General features: G+C 62.6%; 18 protein-coding genes. 6 read left to right on the top strand and 12 right to left on the bottom strand.

Features of this window, described 5'->3' with window-relative positions:
• Positions 1-62 precede the first annotated feature (62 nt).
• From AC07W4_RS20555 to AC07W4_RS20540, 4 genes are all read left to right on the top strand, one after another.
• Positions 63-1,106 carry a 3-ketosteroid-9-alpha-monooxygenase, oxygenase component gene (locus tag AC07W4_RS20555; protein WP_495033755.1) on the top strand — a complete coding sequence of 348 codons (1,044 nt, stop codon included), beginning with the start codon at positions 63-65 and terminating at the stop codon, positions 1,104-1,106.
• A 135-nt stretch (positions 1,107-1,241) separates the two neighbouring features.
• Positions 1,242-2,372: a helix-turn-helix transcriptional regulator gene (locus AC07W4_RS20550; protein WP_008048786.1), complete on the top strand. Its 1,131-nt coding sequence runs from the start codon at positions 1,242-1,244 to the stop codon at positions 2,370-2,372.
• Between the two features lie 87 nt (positions 2,373-2,459).
• Positions 2,460-3,008, top strand: coding sequence for an ADP compounds hydrolase NudE (gene nudE, locus AC07W4_RS20545; protein WP_008048785.1), 549 nt, complete (start codon positions 2,460-2,462; stop codon positions 3,006-3,008).
• Positions 3,009-3,393: 385 nt separating this feature from the next.
• Complete coding sequence (locus AC07W4_RS20540) at positions 3,394-3,561, top strand: hypothetical protein (protein ID WP_495033754.1); 168 nt, start codon at positions 3,394-3,396, stop codon at positions 3,559-3,561.
• 65 nt (positions 3,562-3,626) lie between these two features.
• On the opposite strand, the gene dmpG is transcribed toward AC07W4_RS20540, so the two are convergent.
• Genes dmpG through AC07W4_RS20520 form a run of 4 tightly spaced genes read right to left on the bottom strand, consistent with a single transcriptional unit; the run spans position 3,627 to position 7,233 of the window.
• Complete coding sequence (dmpG, locus tag AC07W4_RS20535; RefSeq protein ID WP_495033753.1) at positions 3,627-4,661, bottom strand: 4-hydroxy-2-oxovalerate aldolase; 1,035 nt, start codon at positions 4,659-4,661, stop codon at positions 3,627-3,629.
• Positions 4,662-4,674: 13 nt separating this feature from the next.
• The gene (locus AC07W4_RS20530) at positions 4,675-5,583 is read right to left on the bottom strand and encodes an acetaldehyde dehydrogenase (acetylating) (RefSeq protein WP_008048782.1); all 909 of its coding nucleotides are present in this window, start codon (positions 5,581-5,583) and stop codon (positions 4,675-4,677) included.
• 19 nt (positions 5,584-5,602) lie between these two features.
• Positions 5,603-6,394 carry a fumarylacetoacetate hydrolase family protein gene (locus AC07W4_RS20525; RefSeq protein WP_495033752.1) on the bottom strand — a complete coding sequence of 264 codons (792 nt, stop codon included), beginning with the start codon at positions 6,392-6,394 and terminating at the stop codon, positions 5,603-5,605.
• Positions 6,391-7,233 carry an alpha/beta fold hydrolase gene (locus AC07W4_RS20520; RefSeq protein WP_495033751.1) on the bottom strand — a complete coding sequence of 281 codons (843 nt, stop codon included), beginning with the start codon at positions 7,231-7,233 and terminating at the stop codon, positions 6,391-6,393. The genes AC07W4_RS20525 and AC07W4_RS20520 overlap by 4 nt, the downstream gene beginning before the upstream one ends.
• 158 nt (positions 7,234-7,391) lie before the next feature.
• Here AC07W4_RS20520 and AC07W4_RS20515 point away from each other — a divergent pair, with 158 nt between their 5' ends.
• Both AC07W4_RS20515 and AC07W4_RS20510 read left to right on the top strand, forming a co-directional pair.
• Positions 7,392-8,168 carry an SDR family oxidoreductase gene (locus AC07W4_RS20515; protein ID WP_495033750.1) on the top strand — a complete coding sequence of 259 codons (777 nt, stop codon included), beginning with the start codon at positions 7,392-7,394 and terminating at the stop codon, positions 8,166-8,168.
• 13 nt (positions 8,169-8,181) lie between these two features.
• On the top strand, positions 8,182-8,676 hold the full coding sequence (locus AC07W4_RS20510; RefSeq protein ID WP_495033749.1) for an SRPBCC family protein: 495 nt from the start codon (positions 8,182-8,184) through the stop codon (positions 8,674-8,676).
• A 181-nt stretch (positions 8,677-8,857) separates the two neighbouring features.
• Here the strand turns inward: AC07W4_RS20510 and AC07W4_RS20505 are convergent, their stop codons facing one another.
• The 8 genes from AC07W4_RS20505 to AC07W4_RS20470 all read right to left on the bottom strand — a co-directional run bounded on the left by AC07W4_RS20505 (position 8,858) and on the right by AC07W4_RS20470 (position 16,090).
• A complete protein-coding gene (locus AC07W4_RS20505; protein WP_495033748.1) occupies positions 8,858-9,292 on the bottom strand; it encodes a nuclear transport factor 2 family protein in 435 nt (144 codons plus the stop codon).
• Complete coding sequence (locus AC07W4_RS20500; RefSeq protein ID WP_495033747.1) at positions 9,289-9,678, bottom strand: nuclear transport factor 2 family protein; 390 nt, start codon at positions 9,676-9,678, stop codon at positions 9,289-9,291. Before AC07W4_RS20500 ends, AC07W4_RS20505 begins: the two co-directional genes overlap by 4 nt.
• On the bottom strand, positions 9,679-10,881 hold the full coding sequence (locus tag AC07W4_RS20495; RefSeq protein WP_495033746.1) for an acetyl-CoA C-acyltransferase: 1,203 nt from the start codon (positions 10,879-10,881) through the stop codon (positions 9,679-9,681).
• A gap of 29 nt (positions 10,882-10,910) precedes the next feature.
• Positions 10,911-11,369: a MaoC family dehydratase gene (locus AC07W4_RS20490; RefSeq protein ID WP_495033745.1), complete on the bottom strand. Its 459-nt coding sequence runs from the start codon at positions 11,367-11,369 to the stop codon at positions 10,911-10,913.
• Between the two features lie 2 nt (positions 11,370-11,371).
• Entirely contained in the window at positions 11,372-12,154 is a 783-nt protein-coding gene (locus tag AC07W4_RS20485) for an SDR family oxidoreductase (protein ID WP_495033744.1), read from the bottom strand.
• Positions 12,155-12,167: 13 nt separating this feature from the next.
• Positions 12,168-13,361, bottom strand: a complete 1,194-nt coding sequence (locus AC07W4_RS20480) for an acyl-CoA dehydrogenase family protein (RefSeq protein ID WP_495033743.1) — start codon at positions 13,359-13,361, stop codon at positions 12,168-12,170.
• Positions 13,358-14,530 (bottom strand): acyl-CoA dehydrogenase family protein, encoded by a 1,173-nt coding sequence (locus AC07W4_RS20475; protein WP_495033742.1) that lies wholly within the window; start codon positions 14,528-14,530, stop codon positions 13,358-13,360. The genes AC07W4_RS20480 and AC07W4_RS20475 overlap by 4 nt, the downstream gene beginning before the upstream one ends.
• Before the next feature lie 150 nt (positions 14,531-14,680).
• The gene (locus AC07W4_RS20470; RefSeq protein ID WP_495033741.1) at positions 14,681-16,090 is read right to left on the bottom strand and encodes an ArnT family glycosyltransferase; all 1,410 of its coding nucleotides are present in this window, start codon (positions 16,088-16,090) and stop codon (positions 14,681-14,683) included.
• Position 16,091: the final 1 nt, after the last annotated feature.

Raw genomic sequence — 16,091 nt, 5'->3', positions numbered from 1 at the left:
TTACAGGGGCGGCAGAATCCGTTACATGCGCCAAACCCGTGATCCCTTGGGAGAATAATAAGATGAGTACCCTGCACCGCATCGAAGCCAAACTGCTGGAAGACCGCTACGCCCGCGGCTGGCATTGCCTGGGCCTGGCCGCGCAATACCGCGACGGCAAGGCCCACCGCCTGGAGGTGTTCGGCACCCGCCTGGTGGCGTTCCAGGGTGAAGACGGCGAGCTGCATATTCTGGATGGCTACTGCCCGCACATGGGCGCGGACCTGAGCACCGGTTGCGTCGAAGGCAACTCGATCCGCTGTCCGTTCCACGCCTGGCGCTGGGGCGCGGACGGCGTCTGCGATGACATTCCTTACGCCAAACGCATTCCGCCACGGGCCAAAATCAAAAGCTGGCCGATCATGGAAGAAAACCAGCTGCTGTTCGTCTGGAACGACCCCGAAGGCAACCCGCCGCTGCCGGAACAACGCATTCCGCGCATCGACGCCTGCTACAACGACGAATGGGCGGCGTGGGAAGTCGCCGAGCTACAGATTGGCACCAACTGCCGTGAACTGATCGACAATATCGCCGACATGGCACACTTCGGCACCGTGCACGGCGCGCCGGTCGACGAGTTCATCAATATTTTCCAGGGCCACCTGGCCACCCAGATCATGCGCGCCCGCAGTGAGCGCCTGTCCGGCGACAGCGTGCTGACCACCGAAGCCACCTACTTCGGCCCGGCCTATCAGATCACCGAAATGAACGGCGCCATGAACGGCCAGCCGATCCACTCGATCCTGCTCAACTGTCACGTGCCGATCGACCTGGACAGTTTCACCCTGCGCTATGGCGTGCTGGTGAAGAAGATCCCGGGGCTAAGCGAAGAGCAGAACCAGGCGATGGCCAAGGCCTACGTAGCGCAGGCGCAGGCAGCCTTCTACGAAGACGTGGCCATCTGGCACAGCAAGACCCGCGTCGACAACCCGCTGCTGTGTGATGGCGACGGCCCGGTCTATCAGTTGCGCCGTTGGTACGAGCAGTTCTACACCGATGTCCAGGCGCTGTCGGCGGACGTGGCCGAACACAAGAAGTTTGTCGTGCGGGCCAGCGAACGGGTCTGACGCCAGCGGCTTTTCGCCCGCCCCGGGCCTGACCGGCAGCCGCCTGTCAGGCCCGGAGCCCGAGCGTTGCAAGGAGTCGATACCGGCGCTTATTCTCGGCCACCGCCAACGCTAATAATAAAAACGGTTTTCCCTATGCAGCAGAGCCTCAGCCTCGATACGTTCAGTGATTTGATCGGCAACCTCTATCAGGGTCCGCTGGAAACCATTCCCTGGGCGACTTTTCTCAATCAGCTCAATGTGCATCTGAACAGCAAGTACGTGACCTTCATCCTGCGTCCGCCCAGCGCCCACGTGGACGGCCTGATGGTCAACACCACCGGCACCTCGACGGAGGCGACCGCGTCGTACAACAAACACTTTTTCAGCCTCGACCCGTTCGTCGACCTGCCCAACCGCCAGGTCGTGACCCTCGCCGAGTTCGTCTCCAACGACGACTGGCAGAACTCCGAGTTCTACAAGAACTTCCTTGAACCGGTGGACGTGTTCCACATCCTCGGTGCCGACATCAACACCGTCGACGGTGCCCAGTGCCGCATTCGCATCAGCCGCGGACGTGACGACAAGCCTTTCGGCAACGAAGAAAAGGCCATGCTCACGCATTTCATTGCGCACCTGGAGCGCTCGATCAAGATCCACATGCAGCTCAACCGCATCGAAGCCGAGCGCAACCTGTACGCCGGCGCGGTGAACCAGATGGCGGTCGGCACCATCATCCTCGACGAGTCCGGCAAGGTGCTGCAGACCAACCAGGTCGCCGACCGGCTGATCCAGGAAAAGGACGGCATCAAACTGGTCAACGATGGCCTGCAGGTCGGTACGGCCCGGGACACCCAGGAGTTCCGCCGACTGGTCAAGCAGTCGCTGCTGTCGCAAAAGAGCAGCAACCCGTCGGTGGTCGAAGCCCTGCGCGTGCAGAGGCCGTCCGGAAAAGCGGATCTGGGGATCATCGTGCGCTCGGTGCCATTGACCGACTGGAGCGAAGGCAAGCAGTGCCCGACCGTGGTGATTTTCATCAGCGACCCGGAACAACAGTCCACCGCACCGCAGGAAATCGTTCGCGCACTGTTTGACTTCACCCCGGCGGAAACCCAGCTGGCGATGCTGCTGGCCAACGGCTTGACCCTCGACGAAGCGTCGGAAGAGCTGGGCATCAGCCGCAATACCTCGCGGGCACACCTGCGCTCGACCTTCTCCAAGACCGGCGTGACCCGCCAGACCATGCTGGTGCGCCTGATCCTGCGCAGCGTGGCGACCCTCGGCTGACCCTCATTGCCGCCCTCGTCCGCTCGGACGATGGCGGCTCCCGTTGTACAGCGCACAGTGTCCTTATCCCAAACAGGGGACTGCCCCATGCGCAACTGCCCAACCATCCTCAAGACTGAACTGCTGGCGCAAAGCGGCCACTTTCAGATCGAAGCCCTGCACCTGCAATTCAGCAACGGCCAGCAACGGGTCTACGAACGCCTGCGCGGCACCGGTTATCGCTCGGTGATGCTGGTGGCGATGCCTGATCCTGCGCATGTGCTGCTGGTGCGCGAATACGCGGTCGGTGTGGAAAAAACCATTCTCGGCCTGCCCAAGGGCGGTGCCGAGCCCGATGAAGACTATTTGCAGGCGGCACAGCGCGAGCTGAGCGAAGAAGTCGGCATGCGCGCCGCCCGCCTCACCGAGCTGGGCGAACTGACGCTGGCACCAGGGCATTTGTGCCATCGCTACCGGGTGGTACTGGCCGAACAACTGAGCCCCTGCCAACTTGAAGGCGACGAACCCGAGCCACTTGAATGCCTTCGAGTACCCCTGGCGCAGATCCCCGAACTGGTGGCCCGTGGTGAATTGCATGAGGCCCGGGCGATTGCGGCGCTGTTCATGGCAATAGGCGCCCTCGCCCAACGAACCTGACACCCATCAGTACCTGTGGGAGCGAGCTTGCTCGCGCTCAGGTCGGCACATCCAGCATCCACGTCGCCTGACACTCCGCTTTCGCGAGCAAGCCCGCTCCCACAGTGATTTGAGTAGTTCGCAGATTTTGCGTACAGCCACTGAACCTGTGGGAGCGGGCTTGCTCGCGAAGGGGCCGGTAAATCCAGCATCCATGTCTCCTGACCCGCCGCCTTCGCGAGCAAGCCCGCTCCCACAGGGGATTGCAGCCAGGCTGCAGATCCCGGGAGCACCCACAAGTGAAGGGACAGCTTCAAATCAATCATCTAGTCCATTCGGACGAAGCCACTGGCGAACCGTCGCCATACCCTGTCTCTACAACAATAAAACCGTGTCGAGACTCATCATGCGCAAAACGACTTGTGCTCTGTTCATCATCCTCTGTGCGGGTACTTCCACCAGTCTGTGCCAGCTGTTCAAGAACGAAGCCTTCCGACCGACCACTGCCTACTTCAGCTGTTCGAGCGCGGCGATCAATTGCTATCCGCCCGTGGTGCGCAACCTGCTGCCTTGAGCACGGTTTCCTCCGGCCATAAAAAAACCACCGGATCATCGGTGGTTTTTTTATGGCCGCAATAATCAGGTCGGCAGTACACCCCTGGCCCGCGACAGGGTCAGCGCAAGGTCTTCGATCATGTCTTCCTGGCCACCCACGGTTCCGCGTCGGCCCAGTTCCACCAGCAGCTCGCGAGCAGCAATACCGTACTTCTGCTCGGCACGCTTGGCGAACAACAGGAACGAGCTGTAGACCCCGGCATAACCCAGCGTCAACGCATCACGATCGAGGCGGATCGGCTGGTCCATCATCGGCACCACCAGGTCCTCGGCGACATCCATGATCCGGTACAAATCGACACCACTGTTGACGCCCATCCGCTCCAGCACCGCGACAAACACCTCCAGCGGCGTATTGCCCGCCCCCGCGCCAAGGCCCGCAACGGAGCCATCGATCCGTGCAGCACCGGCCTCGATGGCGGCCAGGGAGTTGGCGATGGCCATGCCCATGTTGTGGTGGCCGTGAAAACCGACTTCGGTCCCGGCGTTCAACCCGGCGCGCAGGGCACCGATTTTTTGCGTCACTTCATCGGGCAGCATGTAGCCGGCCGAGTCGGTGCAGTAGATGCAATTGGCGCCGTAGCTCTCCATCAGGCGCGCCTGTTCCAGCAGTTTCTCCGGGCTGACCATGTGCGCCATCATCAGGAAGCCGACGGTGTCCAGGCCCATCTTCGCCGACATGCCGATGTGCTGGCCGGACACGTCTGCCTCGGTGCAGTGGGTCGCCACACGAATGGTCGACACGCCGTGTTCATGGGCCATCTTCAGGTGGTCGAGGGTGCCGATCCCCGGCAACAACAGGGCCGAAACCCTGGCTTGCTTCATCTTCGGGATCACGGCTGCGAAGTATTCCTCGTCACTGTGGGCAGGGAAGCCGTAGTTCAGCGACGCACCGCCCAGGCCATCGCCGTGGGTGATTTCGATCAGCGGCACACCGGCCGCATCGAGGCCGGTGGCCACCGAAACCATTTGTTCGATACTGATCTGGTGCTGTTTGGCGTGCATGCCGTCGCGCAGGCTCATGTCATGCAGACGGACGCTCTTACCTTGCAAATTCATAGTGATTCTCCACTCAACGGGCAGGCAAATGCAGGGTGCCCTTGTGGGCTTCTTCGGCGAACATCTCGGCGGTACGCAAACCTGCGGCGGTCATGATGTCGAGGTTGCCGGCGGACTTTGGCAGGAAATCGCCGAGGCCTTCGACCTCGATGAAAATCGACACTTTGCGCCCATCGAACACCGGCCCGTTGATCAGCTTGTAGCCGGGCACATAGCGCTGCACCTCGCGGACCATCTCCAGCACCGAGGTGCGGATCGCATCCTGGTTCGGCTCGTCATCGGTCAGGCAGTGGATGGTATCGCGCATCATCAACGGCGGCTCGGCCGGGTTGATCACGATGATCGCCTTGCCGCGTCGGGCACCGCCGATCTTCTCCACCGCACCGGCCGTGGTACGAGTGAATTCATCGATGTTCTGCCGGGTGCCCGGGCCAACCGAACCGGAAGAGACCGTCGCAACGATTTCGCCGTAGCTCACCGGCTGCACCCGCGACACCGCCGCCACCATCGGGATGGTCGCCTGGCCACCGCAGGTGACCATGTTGACGTTCATCGCCAGGCTCGACGCGTGCTCCTTGAGGTTGACCGGCGGCACGCAGAACGGGCCGATAGCCGCCGGAGTGAGGTCGATCATGATCACCCCCAGTTCGTTGAGCTTGCGGCTGTTTTGCGCATGCACGTAGGCCGAGGTGGCATCGAAGGCAATACGAATGTCATCGTCGAGCACGTGGGGCAGCAAACCGTCGACGCCGCCGGCGGTGGTTTTGATGCCCATTTCCCGGGCACGCTTCAGGCCTTCGGATTCAGGATCGACGCCGACCATCCACACCGGTTCGATCCATTGCGATCGGCACATTTTCATCAGCAGATCGGTGCCGATGTTGCCCGGGCCGATAATGGCCGCTCTGAGTTTTTTGCTCATTGGTTTAAAACTCCAAAAGTCAGGCGCAGAAAGACACCCGGGCACTGCCCAGGCCATCAATGGTCAATTCAAATCGGTCGCCGACACGGGCCGGTTCCAGCGGTACCAGGGAGCCGGACAGGATGATTTCCCCGGCCTTGAACGGAATGCCGAAGGCGCCCAGGGTGTTGGCCAGCCAGGCCACGGCGGTCAGCGGATTGCCCTGCACCGCCGAGCCCAGCCCTTCACTCAGGGGTAAACCATTCTTGAACACACGCATGCGCAAGTTCGGCAAGTCCAGCTCACGGGGGTCGACCTTGCTGTCGCCCAGCACGAACACGCCGCAAGAGGCGTTGTCTGCGACGGTGTCCTGGATTCGAATGCGCCAGTCGTGAATCCGCGAGTCGACGATCTCGAAGCACGGCATCACGTAGTCGGTGGCGGCCAGCACGTCGGCTTCGGTGATGCCGGGGCCGACCAGATCATGCTTGAGCTTGAAGGCGATCTCGCCCTCGGCACGGGGCTGGATCAGTTTGTTGGCGGACAGGGAAATTTGCGCATCGTCATCGAACGACATCTGCCGCGTGATGAAACCGAAATCCGGTTGATGCACGTTGAGCATCTGCTGCACCGCCGCCGAGGTCACGCCGATTTTCTTGCCGACGATCTGGTCACCGGCCGCCACCCGACGCTCAATGGCGTACAGGGAAATGTGATAGGCGTCTTCGATGCTGATCGACGGCCAGCGCTCGGTCAGCGGCGCCAGGGTGGAGCCGCTGAGTAGCGCCTGATAAAGCTCTTCGCCGAACTCACGGCGCAATTGCACGCTCATCCGCGGGCCTCCTGAAGAAACGCCAGGCACTGGCGGTTGAAAAAGTCACGGTACTCGACCTGGACCCAATGCCCGCACTCGCTGAGCATCACGAAACGGATGTTGCTGCAGTGTTCAAGCAGGGTCTGGGCACCGGAGGACGGGCAGAACTTGTCGTTCATGCCCCAGAAACCGAGGATCGGGCACTGCAACTCACCCAGGCGCGACGTCATGTTCGGCACCTGCATGGTCGACAGCACACACACCGGTTGCTGTTGCACCACGGCCACGCGCTCGTTGACCGTTTCGTCGCTGATCAGGCTTTCATCGAACAGTTGCAGGGCCAGCAGGCGACGCATGCCCGCCGCGTCGTTCAGCTCACCCTTGGCGAAGGCCGCACCCATTTTCTGGATGCCTTCCATTTGCAGGTAATACTGTTCCTTTTCCATCAGGCCACCGGGGGCCATCAGCACCAGACGGCTGACACGCTGCGGTTGGTCGAGGGCCAGTTTGATCGCGATCGCGCCGCCCAGGGAGTTGCCGACCAGCACGCAGCGCTGGATGTCGAGGGCATTGAGCAAACTGCTTAGCGCTGTGACAAAGAAGTCCAGGGTGTAGAGGGTGTCGGGTTTGTCCGAAGCGCCGTAGCCCGGCAAATCCGGGACAATCACCCGGTAACCGGCCTCGGCGAACACCGGGTAGTTCTGCTTGAAATTGCTGTGACCGCTGGCACCCGGCCCGCTGCCATGAATGAAAATCACCGGCTCGCCGCTGCCGCCATCCTTCCCGCTTATATCCACATAGCGCAGCTGCAAACCATCCGGCAGCGTAACGAAGTGCCCTTGCGCTGAAGCGCCCATAAGGTGTCCTCCCGGCCTGTTGTTGTAGTCGGATTATTCCGAGGGGCCGGGTGCGCAACATCGTCCGACAAGACTACCTAGTCCCTTTGGACGTTGGCCTGCGCAAGGCTGCGGACCTAGCATCGACAGCATTCCCGAGCGACAAAAAGAGAATTCCCATGCTTGATCCGATGGACTTTCGCGGCAAAGTGGTACTGGTCACTGGCGGTGGAAAAGGTGTGGGGCGCGGCATCAGCCAGCGCTTTCTCGACTGCGGCGCCGAGGTGGTGATTTGCGGTCGCGAAGCCCCGCAATCCGTGCCCGCCAGCGACGGGCGCGAGGCGCTGTTCGTGCCCTGCGACCTGCGGGATGTCGAGCAATCCGGGCACTTGATCGCGCAAATCGTCGAGCGCTTCGGCCGCCTCGATGTGCTGGTCAACAACGCCGGTGGCTCACCGAATGCCGACGCAGCCAGCGCCTCGCCGCGTTTCAGCGAGGCAATCATTCGTTTGAACCTGATCGCACCACTGAACCTGTGCCAGCAGGCCAACCAGGTGATGCAGGCCCAGGCCGACGGCGGCACGATCATCAACATCTGCAGCGTCAGCGCCACCCGCCCTTCCCCCGGCACCGCCGCTTATGGCGCGGCAAAGGCCGGTCTGCTGAACCTGACCACTTCACTGGCGGTGGAATGGGCGCCGAAGGTGCGGGTCAACGCCGTCACCGCCGGGCTGATTCTCACCGAACAGGCGGCCATGCATTATGGTGACGAAGCGGGCATTGCCCGGGTGGCGGCGACCATTCCGCTACAACGTCTGGCGACCCCGGAGGACATTGGCGACACCTGCCTTTACCTGGCCTCGAAGCTGGCCCGTTACGTCAGCGGCGCGGACATCGCGGTGCATGGCGCGGGCGAACGCCCGGCGTTTCTCGACGCGGCCCAATCCCGTTCATAAGAGGACTTTCGACATGCCCGTAGCCAGCCACAGCGTTGTGCTGAACCTCACGCCACAAGCCGCCTGGGCCAAACTGCGCGACCTGAGCCTGGCCCCGCACTATGTGCCGGGCCTCACTGGCAGCCAGTTTCATCCTGGCGCAATCGAAGGCTTGGGCGCCAGTCGCCGGGTGTTGCGCAAGGGCGGTCAATATCTGGATGAAACCGTGGCGCAGTGGCAGGAAGGCACGGGGTTCGTGCTGCGGCTGCACAAGGGCGGCAATGACTCGCCCTTTCCGTTTCGCCAGGCAAGTTTCAGTTATGCCTTGCAAGGCGAAGGCGACACGACCCACATCACCCTGCAAATGCGTTACAGCCTGCGCGGTGGCAGGCTGTTTGAAAGGTTGCTGGCCAAGGCCTTCAACAAGGTCGTGAGGCAGATTGCCGAGAACCTCAAGGCCTACTACGAAACCGGCCGCACGCAGAATTCCGATATGGCTTTGAACACATCCAACATTGATGTTGCCTGACACGCCGCCTTCGCGGGCAAGCCCGCTCCCACAGGTTTTTGTGGTGACGCCGACATTGCGAGTATCCCCAATCCCCTGTGGGAGCGGGCTTGCCCGCGAAGGGGCCGGAACATCCAACATCAATATTGCCTGACACACCGCCAGCGGGAGCAAGCCCCCTCGCCACAATTGTCGCCAGTGTTCAAGGGCGCGCCACTTCCGAGTGAGCGGTAAAACGGGTGGCGACAATCTTCCATTGCCCGGCGATACGCTGGTAACGGTCCTGATAGAACCCACCCAACTGCCGCGTCGCCCCGCTCTCGCCATCCAGGTTGAAGTACCACAGGGCCCAACGGCCCTGGGCCTGATCCTCATTCAGCACCTCGATTTCCGGGTTGGCGCCGTGATGCAGGTCGATCACCCGCTCATGGCAGGCCAGTTCGCGGTACAGCGCGACAAAACTGTCGCGCTCACGAAAGATCCCCAGCGGACCGTAATCGATCAGCACCTCACCGTCGGCAAAGCAGTCGGCAATCACCTCGACCTGCTTGAGATCGCAGGCGTTGAGGTAGCGATGCTTGAGCCGGCGGATGTCCTCCAGCGCTTCCAGGCGGGCGATCCGCTGCTCCAGATTCATGCTGCACCTCGCGCTGTCACGTTGACCTCACTCCAGAAGGCTTTCATCGAACGGATCTTGCCGTCGGCGTCGAACTCCATCACGTCGATCACATGCAGCGAGCACGGTTGCCCGCCCCACTCCATGTCGACCCGGAACGGCATCGCGCCGCAACCGTTGAGCGTCGCGCGCACCGGGCCGGTCCGGGTCGCCGAGACTTTCATCGCCCCCAGTCCCTCACGGTAAAAGCGCGAGATGGCGTCGATGCCCTGCAACGGCGCGTGGCCGACCGGGTCTTCAACGGTGGCGTTATTGGCGTAGAGCGCAAGAATGCCGTCGATGTCGCCGGCATCCACCAGTTCCACGTAGCGGGCCATGGTCGCCTGAATCTGCTCTGCGCTGATCATTCAGACCACCTCGAACAGAGCGGCAGCGCCCATGCCGCCACCGATGCACATGCTCACAACCACGTAACGCAAACCACGGCGCTGACCTTCGATCAACGCATGGCCGACCATCCGCGCACCAGACATGCCGAACGGATGACCGATGGAAATCGCCCCGCCATTGACGTTCAAACGCTCGGCCGGAATGCCCAACGTATCGCGGCAATACAGGACCTGACAGGCGAACGCCTCATTCAACTCCCACAGGCCGATGTGGTCCATGGTCAAGCCATGGCGCTTGAGCAGCTTGGGAATGGCGTACACCGGGCCGATGCCCATCTCGTCGGAATTACAACCGGCGACAGCCATGCCGCGATAGATCCCCAGGGGTTCCAGGCCACGTTTCTCGGCCATTTTTGCGCTCATCAGCACCGAAGCCGATGCGCCGTCGGACAGCTGCGAGGCGTTGCCGGCGGTGATGAATCTACCTTTGTCGCTCCACTGACCGCCGGGCCATACCGGTTCCAGGGCGCTCAGGCTTTCGCGAGAGGTGTCGATGCGGTTGCATTCGTCACGCAGCAAGGTGACGGTTTCATAGCAGGTTTCGCCGGTGGCCTTGTCGAACAGTGCCTTGCGGCTGGTCAGCGGCGCCAGTTCCCGGTCGAATCGCCCGGCGCTCTGGGCCTGTGCGGTACGCAGCTGGCTCTGGTAGCTGTATTCGTCCTGCTCGTCGCGGGAGATGCCGTAGCGCGCGGAGACGATCTCGGCGGTTTCGATCATCGGGATATAGGCGTGCGGGTCCAGCTCGATCACAGAAGCCGACTGATTGCGATACAGGTTCTTGTGCTTGTTCTGCACCAGGGAAATCGACTCCAGGCCACCGGCCACGGCGATGTCGATTTCGTCGCACATGATGCCTTTGGCGGCCATGGCGAGACTCATCAGCCCCGACGAGCACTGGCGCTCGACGGCCATCCCGGCAACCGATGCCGGCAAGCCGCCAGCAATCGCGCACAGGCGTCCCAGGTTGTAGGACTGGGTGCCCTGCTGCGCCGCGGCGCCGATGATCACGTCGTCCACTTCGCCCGGCTCGATGCCGGCACGGCGCACGGCTTCGCGCACCACGTGGCCGCCCAGTTGCGGCGCCTCGGTGTCATTGAACGCACCGCGAAAGGCTTTGCCGATCGGAGTACGGGCGGTGGAAACGATGACGGCTTCTTTCATGCTGGATTCCTCGAAAATGCTGTTGATGGTCAGGCCGGGTAATAGCGACTGATGGTGTCGACCACGCAGCCGGGGCGTTCCTCGCCGTCGATGTCGACGCTGACGCGGATGGTCGCCTGTACGCCGCCCTTCACTTCCTCGACCGCGATCAATTGCGCACTGCCGCGCACCCGCGAACCGACGCGCACCACCGAAGGGAAACGCACCCGCTCACAGCCGTAATTGACCCCCATGGCCAGGCCACGGACTTCGACGATCTGCGGCAGGAACAGGTTGACCAGCGACAGACTCAGGTAGCCATGGGCAATGCAGGCACCAAACGGGCCGCTGGCGGCCTTGAGCGGATCGACGTGAATCCATTGGTGATCGCCGGTGGCGTCGGCGAAGCAGTCGATGCGGCCCTGTTCCAGCAATAGCCAGTCGCTGGCGCCGAGTGATTGGCCCACGGCGTCGAACAAGGCCATCGGCGTGTCGAAAATACGTGGCATGGTCACGCCCTCTGGCTGGACACCGACAACACTTCGCCGGTCATGTAGGAGCTGTAGTCGCTGGCCAGGAACATCATCACGTTGGCCACTTCCCAGACTTCGGCGGCACGGCCGAAGGCTTCGTTGGCGGCCAGTTGATCGAGCACCGCCTGGGGTGCGGATTTGCGCAGGAAATCGTGCAGGGCAATGCTCGGGCTGACCGCGTTGATGCGGATGCCGTAGTCGGCGGCCTCGACCGCTGCGCAGCGGGTCAGCGCCATCACGCCAGCCTTGGCGGCGGCGTAGTGCGCCTGTTCTTTCTGCGCCCGCCAACCCAGTACCGAGGCGTTGTTGACGATGACCCCGGCACGCCGCTCCATCATTTTCGGCAGCATGGCGCGGGTCATGCGCATGGTGCCGGTGAGCGTCACGTCGATGACCCGATTCCATTCTTCATCGGCCATGTTCACCAGCAAGCGCGAGCCGCCAAGCCCGGCGTTGTTGATCAGCACATCGACGCCCTGCAGGTCACGCTCGGCGCAGGCGATCAGCTGCTGCACCTGGGCTTCGTCGGCGACGTTGCAGACCTGGCCGAAGACCTGCTGCAGCTCGGTGGTTTCGCGAATCTTCAGCACCGCTTCGGCCAACCGGCCTTCATGGATATCGCTGATCATCAGCGCGCGACAGCCTTCTTCGGCAGCGCGCACGGCGGCGGAAAAACCGATACCGGCACCGGCGGCGGCGGTGATCAGTACCGACTTGCCGCGCAGCAGGCCGCGACCTTCAACATATTGAGGTACAGACATGAACTCTCTCCTTTCAGGCGCGCGGACGCGGCTCTTTGGGCATGCCCAAGGCACGCTCGGCGATGATGTTGCGCTGGATTTCGTTGCTGCCGCCGTAGAGGGTGTCGGCACGGCTGAACAGGTACAGCGACTGCAAACGGGTCAACTGGTAGGGTGCGGCTTCGAGCAATTCCGCCTCGGCGCCGAGAACGTCCATCGCCAACTTGCCGAGGCTGGCGTGCCAGGTCGACCAGAACAGCTTGTAGATGGTTGCCTCCTTGCGCAGCGAACCGTCCTGGCTACCCGAGAGCATGCGCAGCGAGTTGTAGCGCATGATCCGCAACCCGCTCCAGGCCTCGGCCAGGCGCTGACGCAGGATCGGGTCGCGGTCGGCACCGTTGGACTTGGCGATGGCGATGATTTCGTTGAGTTCGTTCTGGAACTGCATCTGCTGGCCGAGGGTCGACACACCCCGCTCAAAGCCGAGCAGCGCCATGGCGATCTTCCAGCCTTCGCCCGGCTCACCGATGATGTTGGTGGCGTCGGTGCGGGCATCGTCGAAGAACACTTCGTTGAATTCCGAGGTGCCGGTCAGTTGCTCGATAGGCCGTACGGTAATTTCTGTCTGGGCCATGGGCACCAGCAGGAACGACAGTCCACGATGGCCGACGCTGCCCGGTTCGGTGCGGGCAATCACGAAACACCAGTCCGACTCATGGGCCAGGGACGTCCAGACTTTTTGCCCGTTGATCAGCCATTGGCCGGTCGCTTCATCCAGCGTTGCACGGGTCTTGACGTTGGCCAGGTCGGAACCTGCGCCCGGCTCCGAATAGCCCTGGCACCAGAACGACGTACCGCTGACGATCCCCGGCAAAAAGCGCTGTTGCTGTTCGACCGTGCCGAACGCGGCGATGGTCGGCCCGGCCAGGCCTTCGCCGATATGGCCCATGCGGCCGGGGCCGCCAGCGCGGGCGTACTCCTCGTTGAAGATCACCTGTTGGGTGATCGACAGGCCGCGCCCGCCATGCTCCGGCGCCCAGCCGACGCAGGTCCAGCCGCCCTCGGCAAGCTTGCGCTCCCAGGCTTTGCGCTCCTCGGGAAACATGTGCTCGTCGCCCGGGCCGCCGCGAAAACGCAAGGCTTCGAATTCACCGCAGAGGTTGGCGCTCATCCAGTCGGCGACTTCCCGACGGAAGCGTTCGTCCTGTTCGCTGAAACTGATTTTCATGGCTGCTCTCCCAGAATCACCGAAGCAATGCGCTCGCGATGCCAGGCCGGTAACCCAAGGAAACTCTCGCTGGCACGGGCGCGCTTGAAGTAGAGGTGCGGGTCGTATTCCCAGGTGAAACCGACGCCACCGTGCAACTGGATCGATTCGGACGCGCAATGGAAGTAGGTTTCCGAGCACTGCGCCTTGGCCAGCGCCGCCGCCAGCGGCAGTTCGGCCGCGACCTGCGAATCACCCTGCGGGTCGAGGACTTCCTGGGCCACGCACGCGGCGTAGTAACTGGCCGAACGCGCGCATTCGACTTGCAGCATCATGTCGGCGGCGCGGTGTTTGAGGGCCTGGAAACTGGCGATGGGGCGACCGAACTGTTGGCGCTCCTGCATGTAGGCCACGCTGAGGTCGAGCACTTGCTGTGCGCCACCGGTTTGCTCGGCGGCCAGGCCGATGCAGGCCAGTTGCAGGACGCGCTCAAGGTGCGACCAGCCATTGCCGAACTCACCCAGCAGGCAGTCGGCTTCAAGGTACAGGCCCTTGAGCTGGATCCGCGCCTGGCGCCGAGTCTGGTCCATGGTCGGCAGCATCTGTCGTTCGATGCCTGCGCGCACGGCGCTCACGGCAAACAGGCTGATGCCCGTTTCGCCGGTGGTTCCGGGTTGACGGGCGGCAACGATCAACAGATCGGCGCCATGGCCGTCGAGTACATGCTTGAGGGTGCCGTCGAGGACAAACCCGTCGCCTTCGGCCACCACCGTTGCCTGGACATCATCGGCAGACCAGCCGTTGGCACTGCTGAACGCCAGGGTCGCGGTCATGCTGCCGTCGGCAATCGACGGCAACCAACGCTGCTTCTGTTCATCATTGGCCGCCAGCAACAGCGCAGGCGTGGCCATGCAGGCGGTGGCGAAAAACGGCGAGCACAGCAAGCGCCGGCCCATCTGTTCCAGCAGGATCGTCAGCTCGACAAAGCCGAGGCCCAGGCCGCCATAGGTTTCGGGGATGTGAATCGCCGGCCAGTACATTTCCTGGCACAGACGCTGCCAGAGGGCTTCGTCGAAACCCCGTTCGCTGACCATTGCCGCGCGCACGGCGGCAGAATCCGAGACATCGGCGAGGAAACCCTCGGCCGATGCGCGGATCATTTCCTGTTCGTCGCTGAATGCAAACTCCATCGCGGCGCCTTCTGCTCGTTTGGCGGGGCGCGCGTGGCGCAACACCCCTTTGAGCATGAAGTTTGGCGCCGCCCGGACTCGGCAGAATCGTTAGCCTTGCCTAGTCCGAACGGGTGATGTGGTGGCGAGCTTGTTCGGCCGGGAAGCCGATCAGCGGCAATCTCCGCCCATGCGTACCAACAGCGCCGCACGGTGCGGTTTGAGGTACGGGTTGACTTCACCGACCTGGCACGACGCCAGGTTCTGCAGTTCCGGTGTGAGGGGCTCTTGCACAAACAACAGCCCCGCCGGACGCGACTCGGACTGCAACTGCGCCACTGTCAGCGGCGCCACCGGCCGGCCCATGTAATAGACCAGACGGATATCCGGCTCACCGAGGGTGTAGGCCTTCTGACCCGGCTGCCCATTGGCCAGCGTGGCAACTTGCTCAAGGCCACCGACCCGGTGCGACAGCACCCGCGCTTCGACGAACATGTAGAACACCACGAACCCGGTCAGCATCACGTAGGGCACAACGGCCAGGACCGTGCGCCAGCGACCTTTCAGGTCATCGAGCAGTGCCGACCAGTGCATCGCCAGCAGCAACGCCATGGACGGATAGACCGGCAACAGGTACTTGCCATGCTTTTCGGTGAACAGGGAAAACACCAGCAGCGGCAACAGGCTGCAAATCAGCAACATGCCCGCCTCGCGGCGCGAGCGGATCATTGCCCAGAACTTGCGCGGCTGCACGAATGCGATCAGCCAGAACGGGAAGAAATCACCGGCCAGGTACAACAGGTACGCATACCAGGCCTCGGCGCCCTGCCCGTCGATCTTCTTCACGATGTCTTCGCTGATGATCGAGGCCCAGATCCCCCAGCCCTGGTTCACAGACACCGCCACGTACCAGGAACTGCCCAGCCCCAGGGCAATCAGCCAGCCCCAACCGTCGCACAGATAAGCCTTGGCCCGGGCATCTCGGTAGATCAAGGCATAGGCCAGGATCGGCGCCGTCACCCACAACAGGCAAACCGGCCCCTTGGTCAGCAGTGCGCAACCCAGCAGCACGTAGCTGAGTCGACTCCACATGGCCCGCCCCTGCAGGAAGATGAACTGCCAGGCCGCCAGCAGTGCGCCGAAGCACAGCAGGGTCAGCAGCATCTCGATTTCCGAGCGTCGTGCGAACAGGCTGAAGGCACCGTTCGCGGCCAGGAACACCACGGCGAACAGACCGACCTGCCGCCCCGCCTGCCGAACGCCGTACAGATAGGTGCCAAAACAGCACAAGGCGGCGGCCAGGGCCGAAGGCAGGCGCACGCTCCACTCGGACAAACTGCCCAGCACCGCCGTCGAAACCAGACCGGCCCAATAGAAAAACGGCGGCTTGGAGAGGTACAAGTCGCCGTTCATATAAGGCAGCAGCCAACTTCCCGCTTCACGCATTTCGCGCACGGTTACCGCACGGCGGGCCTCGTTGACACTGAGGAACGGCACGCTGCCCAGCCCCCAGAAAAACAGCAACGCCAACGCGACGGCCACGAGCAACGTAATATTCCGGGTCGATAACGATCCGCGCATT

It is taken from the genome of Pseudomonas sp. GW821-FHT02A08 (assembly GCF_059422045.1).
This window is presented reverse-complemented; position numbering and strand designations above follow the sequence as displayed.

What these genes read in the sequence shown, in the direction of transcription:
- AC07W4_RS20555 (WP_495033755.1), top strand. Translation starts at nt 63, where the DNA reads ATGAGTACCCTGCACCGCATCGAAGCCAAACTGCTGGAAGACCGCTAC.
- AC07W4_RS20550 (WP_008048786.1), top strand. Translation starts at nt 1,242, where the DNA reads ATGCAGCAGAGCCTCAGCCTCGATACGTTCAGTGATTTGATCGGCAAC.
- nudE (WP_008048785.1), top strand. Translation starts at nt 2,460, where the DNA reads ATGCGCAACTGCCCAACCATCCTCAAGACTGAACTGCTGGCGCAAAGC.
- AC07W4_RS20540 (WP_495033754.1), top strand. Translation starts at nt 3,394, where the DNA reads ATGCGCAAAACGACTTGTGCTCTGTTCATCATCCTCTGTGCGGGTACT.
- dmpG (WP_495033753.1), bottom strand. Translation starts at nt 4,661, where the DNA reads ATGAATTTGCAAGGTAAGAGCGTCCGTCTGCATGACATGAGCCTGCGC.
- AC07W4_RS20530 (WP_008048782.1), bottom strand. Translation starts at nt 5,583, where the DNA reads ATGAGCAAAAAACTCAGAGCGGCCATTATCGGCCCGGGCAACATCGGC.
- AC07W4_RS20525 (WP_495033752.1), bottom strand. Translation starts at nt 6,394, where the DNA reads ATGAGCGTGCAATTGCGCCGTGAGTTCGGCGAAGAGCTTTATCAGGCG.
- AC07W4_RS20520 (WP_495033751.1), bottom strand. Translation starts at nt 7,233, where the DNA reads ATGGGCGCTTCAGCGCAAGGGCACTTCGTTACGCTGCCGGATGGTTTG.
- AC07W4_RS20515 (WP_495033750.1), top strand. Translation starts at nt 7,392, where the DNA reads ATGCTTGATCCGATGGACTTTCGCGGCAAAGTGGTACTGGTCACTGGC.
- AC07W4_RS20510 (WP_495033749.1), top strand. Translation starts at nt 8,182, where the DNA reads ATGCCCGTAGCCAGCCACAGCGTTGTGCTGAACCTCACGCCACAAGCC.
- AC07W4_RS20505 (WP_495033748.1), bottom strand. Translation starts at nt 9,292, where the DNA reads ATGAATCTGGAGCAGCGGATCGCCCGCCTGGAAGCGCTGGAGGACATC.
- AC07W4_RS20500 (WP_495033747.1), bottom strand. Translation starts at nt 9,678, where the DNA reads ATGATCAGCGCAGAGCAGATTCAGGCGACCATGGCCCGCTACGTGGAA.
- AC07W4_RS20495 (WP_495033746.1), bottom strand. Translation starts at nt 10,881, where the DNA reads ATGAAAGAAGCCGTCATCGTTTCCACCGCCCGTACTCCGATCGGCAAA.
- AC07W4_RS20490 (WP_495033745.1), bottom strand. Translation starts at nt 11,369, where the DNA reads ATGCCACGTATTTTCGACACGCCGATGGCCTTGTTCGACGCCGTGGGC.
- AC07W4_RS20485 (WP_495033744.1), bottom strand. Translation starts at nt 12,154, where the DNA reads ATGTCTGTACCTCAATATGTTGAAGGTCGCGGCCTGCTGCGCGGCAAG.
- AC07W4_RS20480 (WP_495033743.1), bottom strand. Translation starts at nt 13,361, where the DNA reads ATGAAAATCAGTTTCAGCGAACAGGACGAACGCTTCCGTCGGGAAGTC.
- AC07W4_RS20475 (WP_495033742.1), bottom strand. Translation starts at nt 14,530, where the DNA reads ATGGAGTTTGCATTCAGCGACGAACAGGAAATGATCCGCGCATCGGCC.
- AC07W4_RS20470 (WP_495033741.1), bottom strand. Translation starts at nt 16,090, where the DNA reads ATGCGCGGATCGTTATCGACCCGGAATATTACGTTGCTCGTGGCCGTC.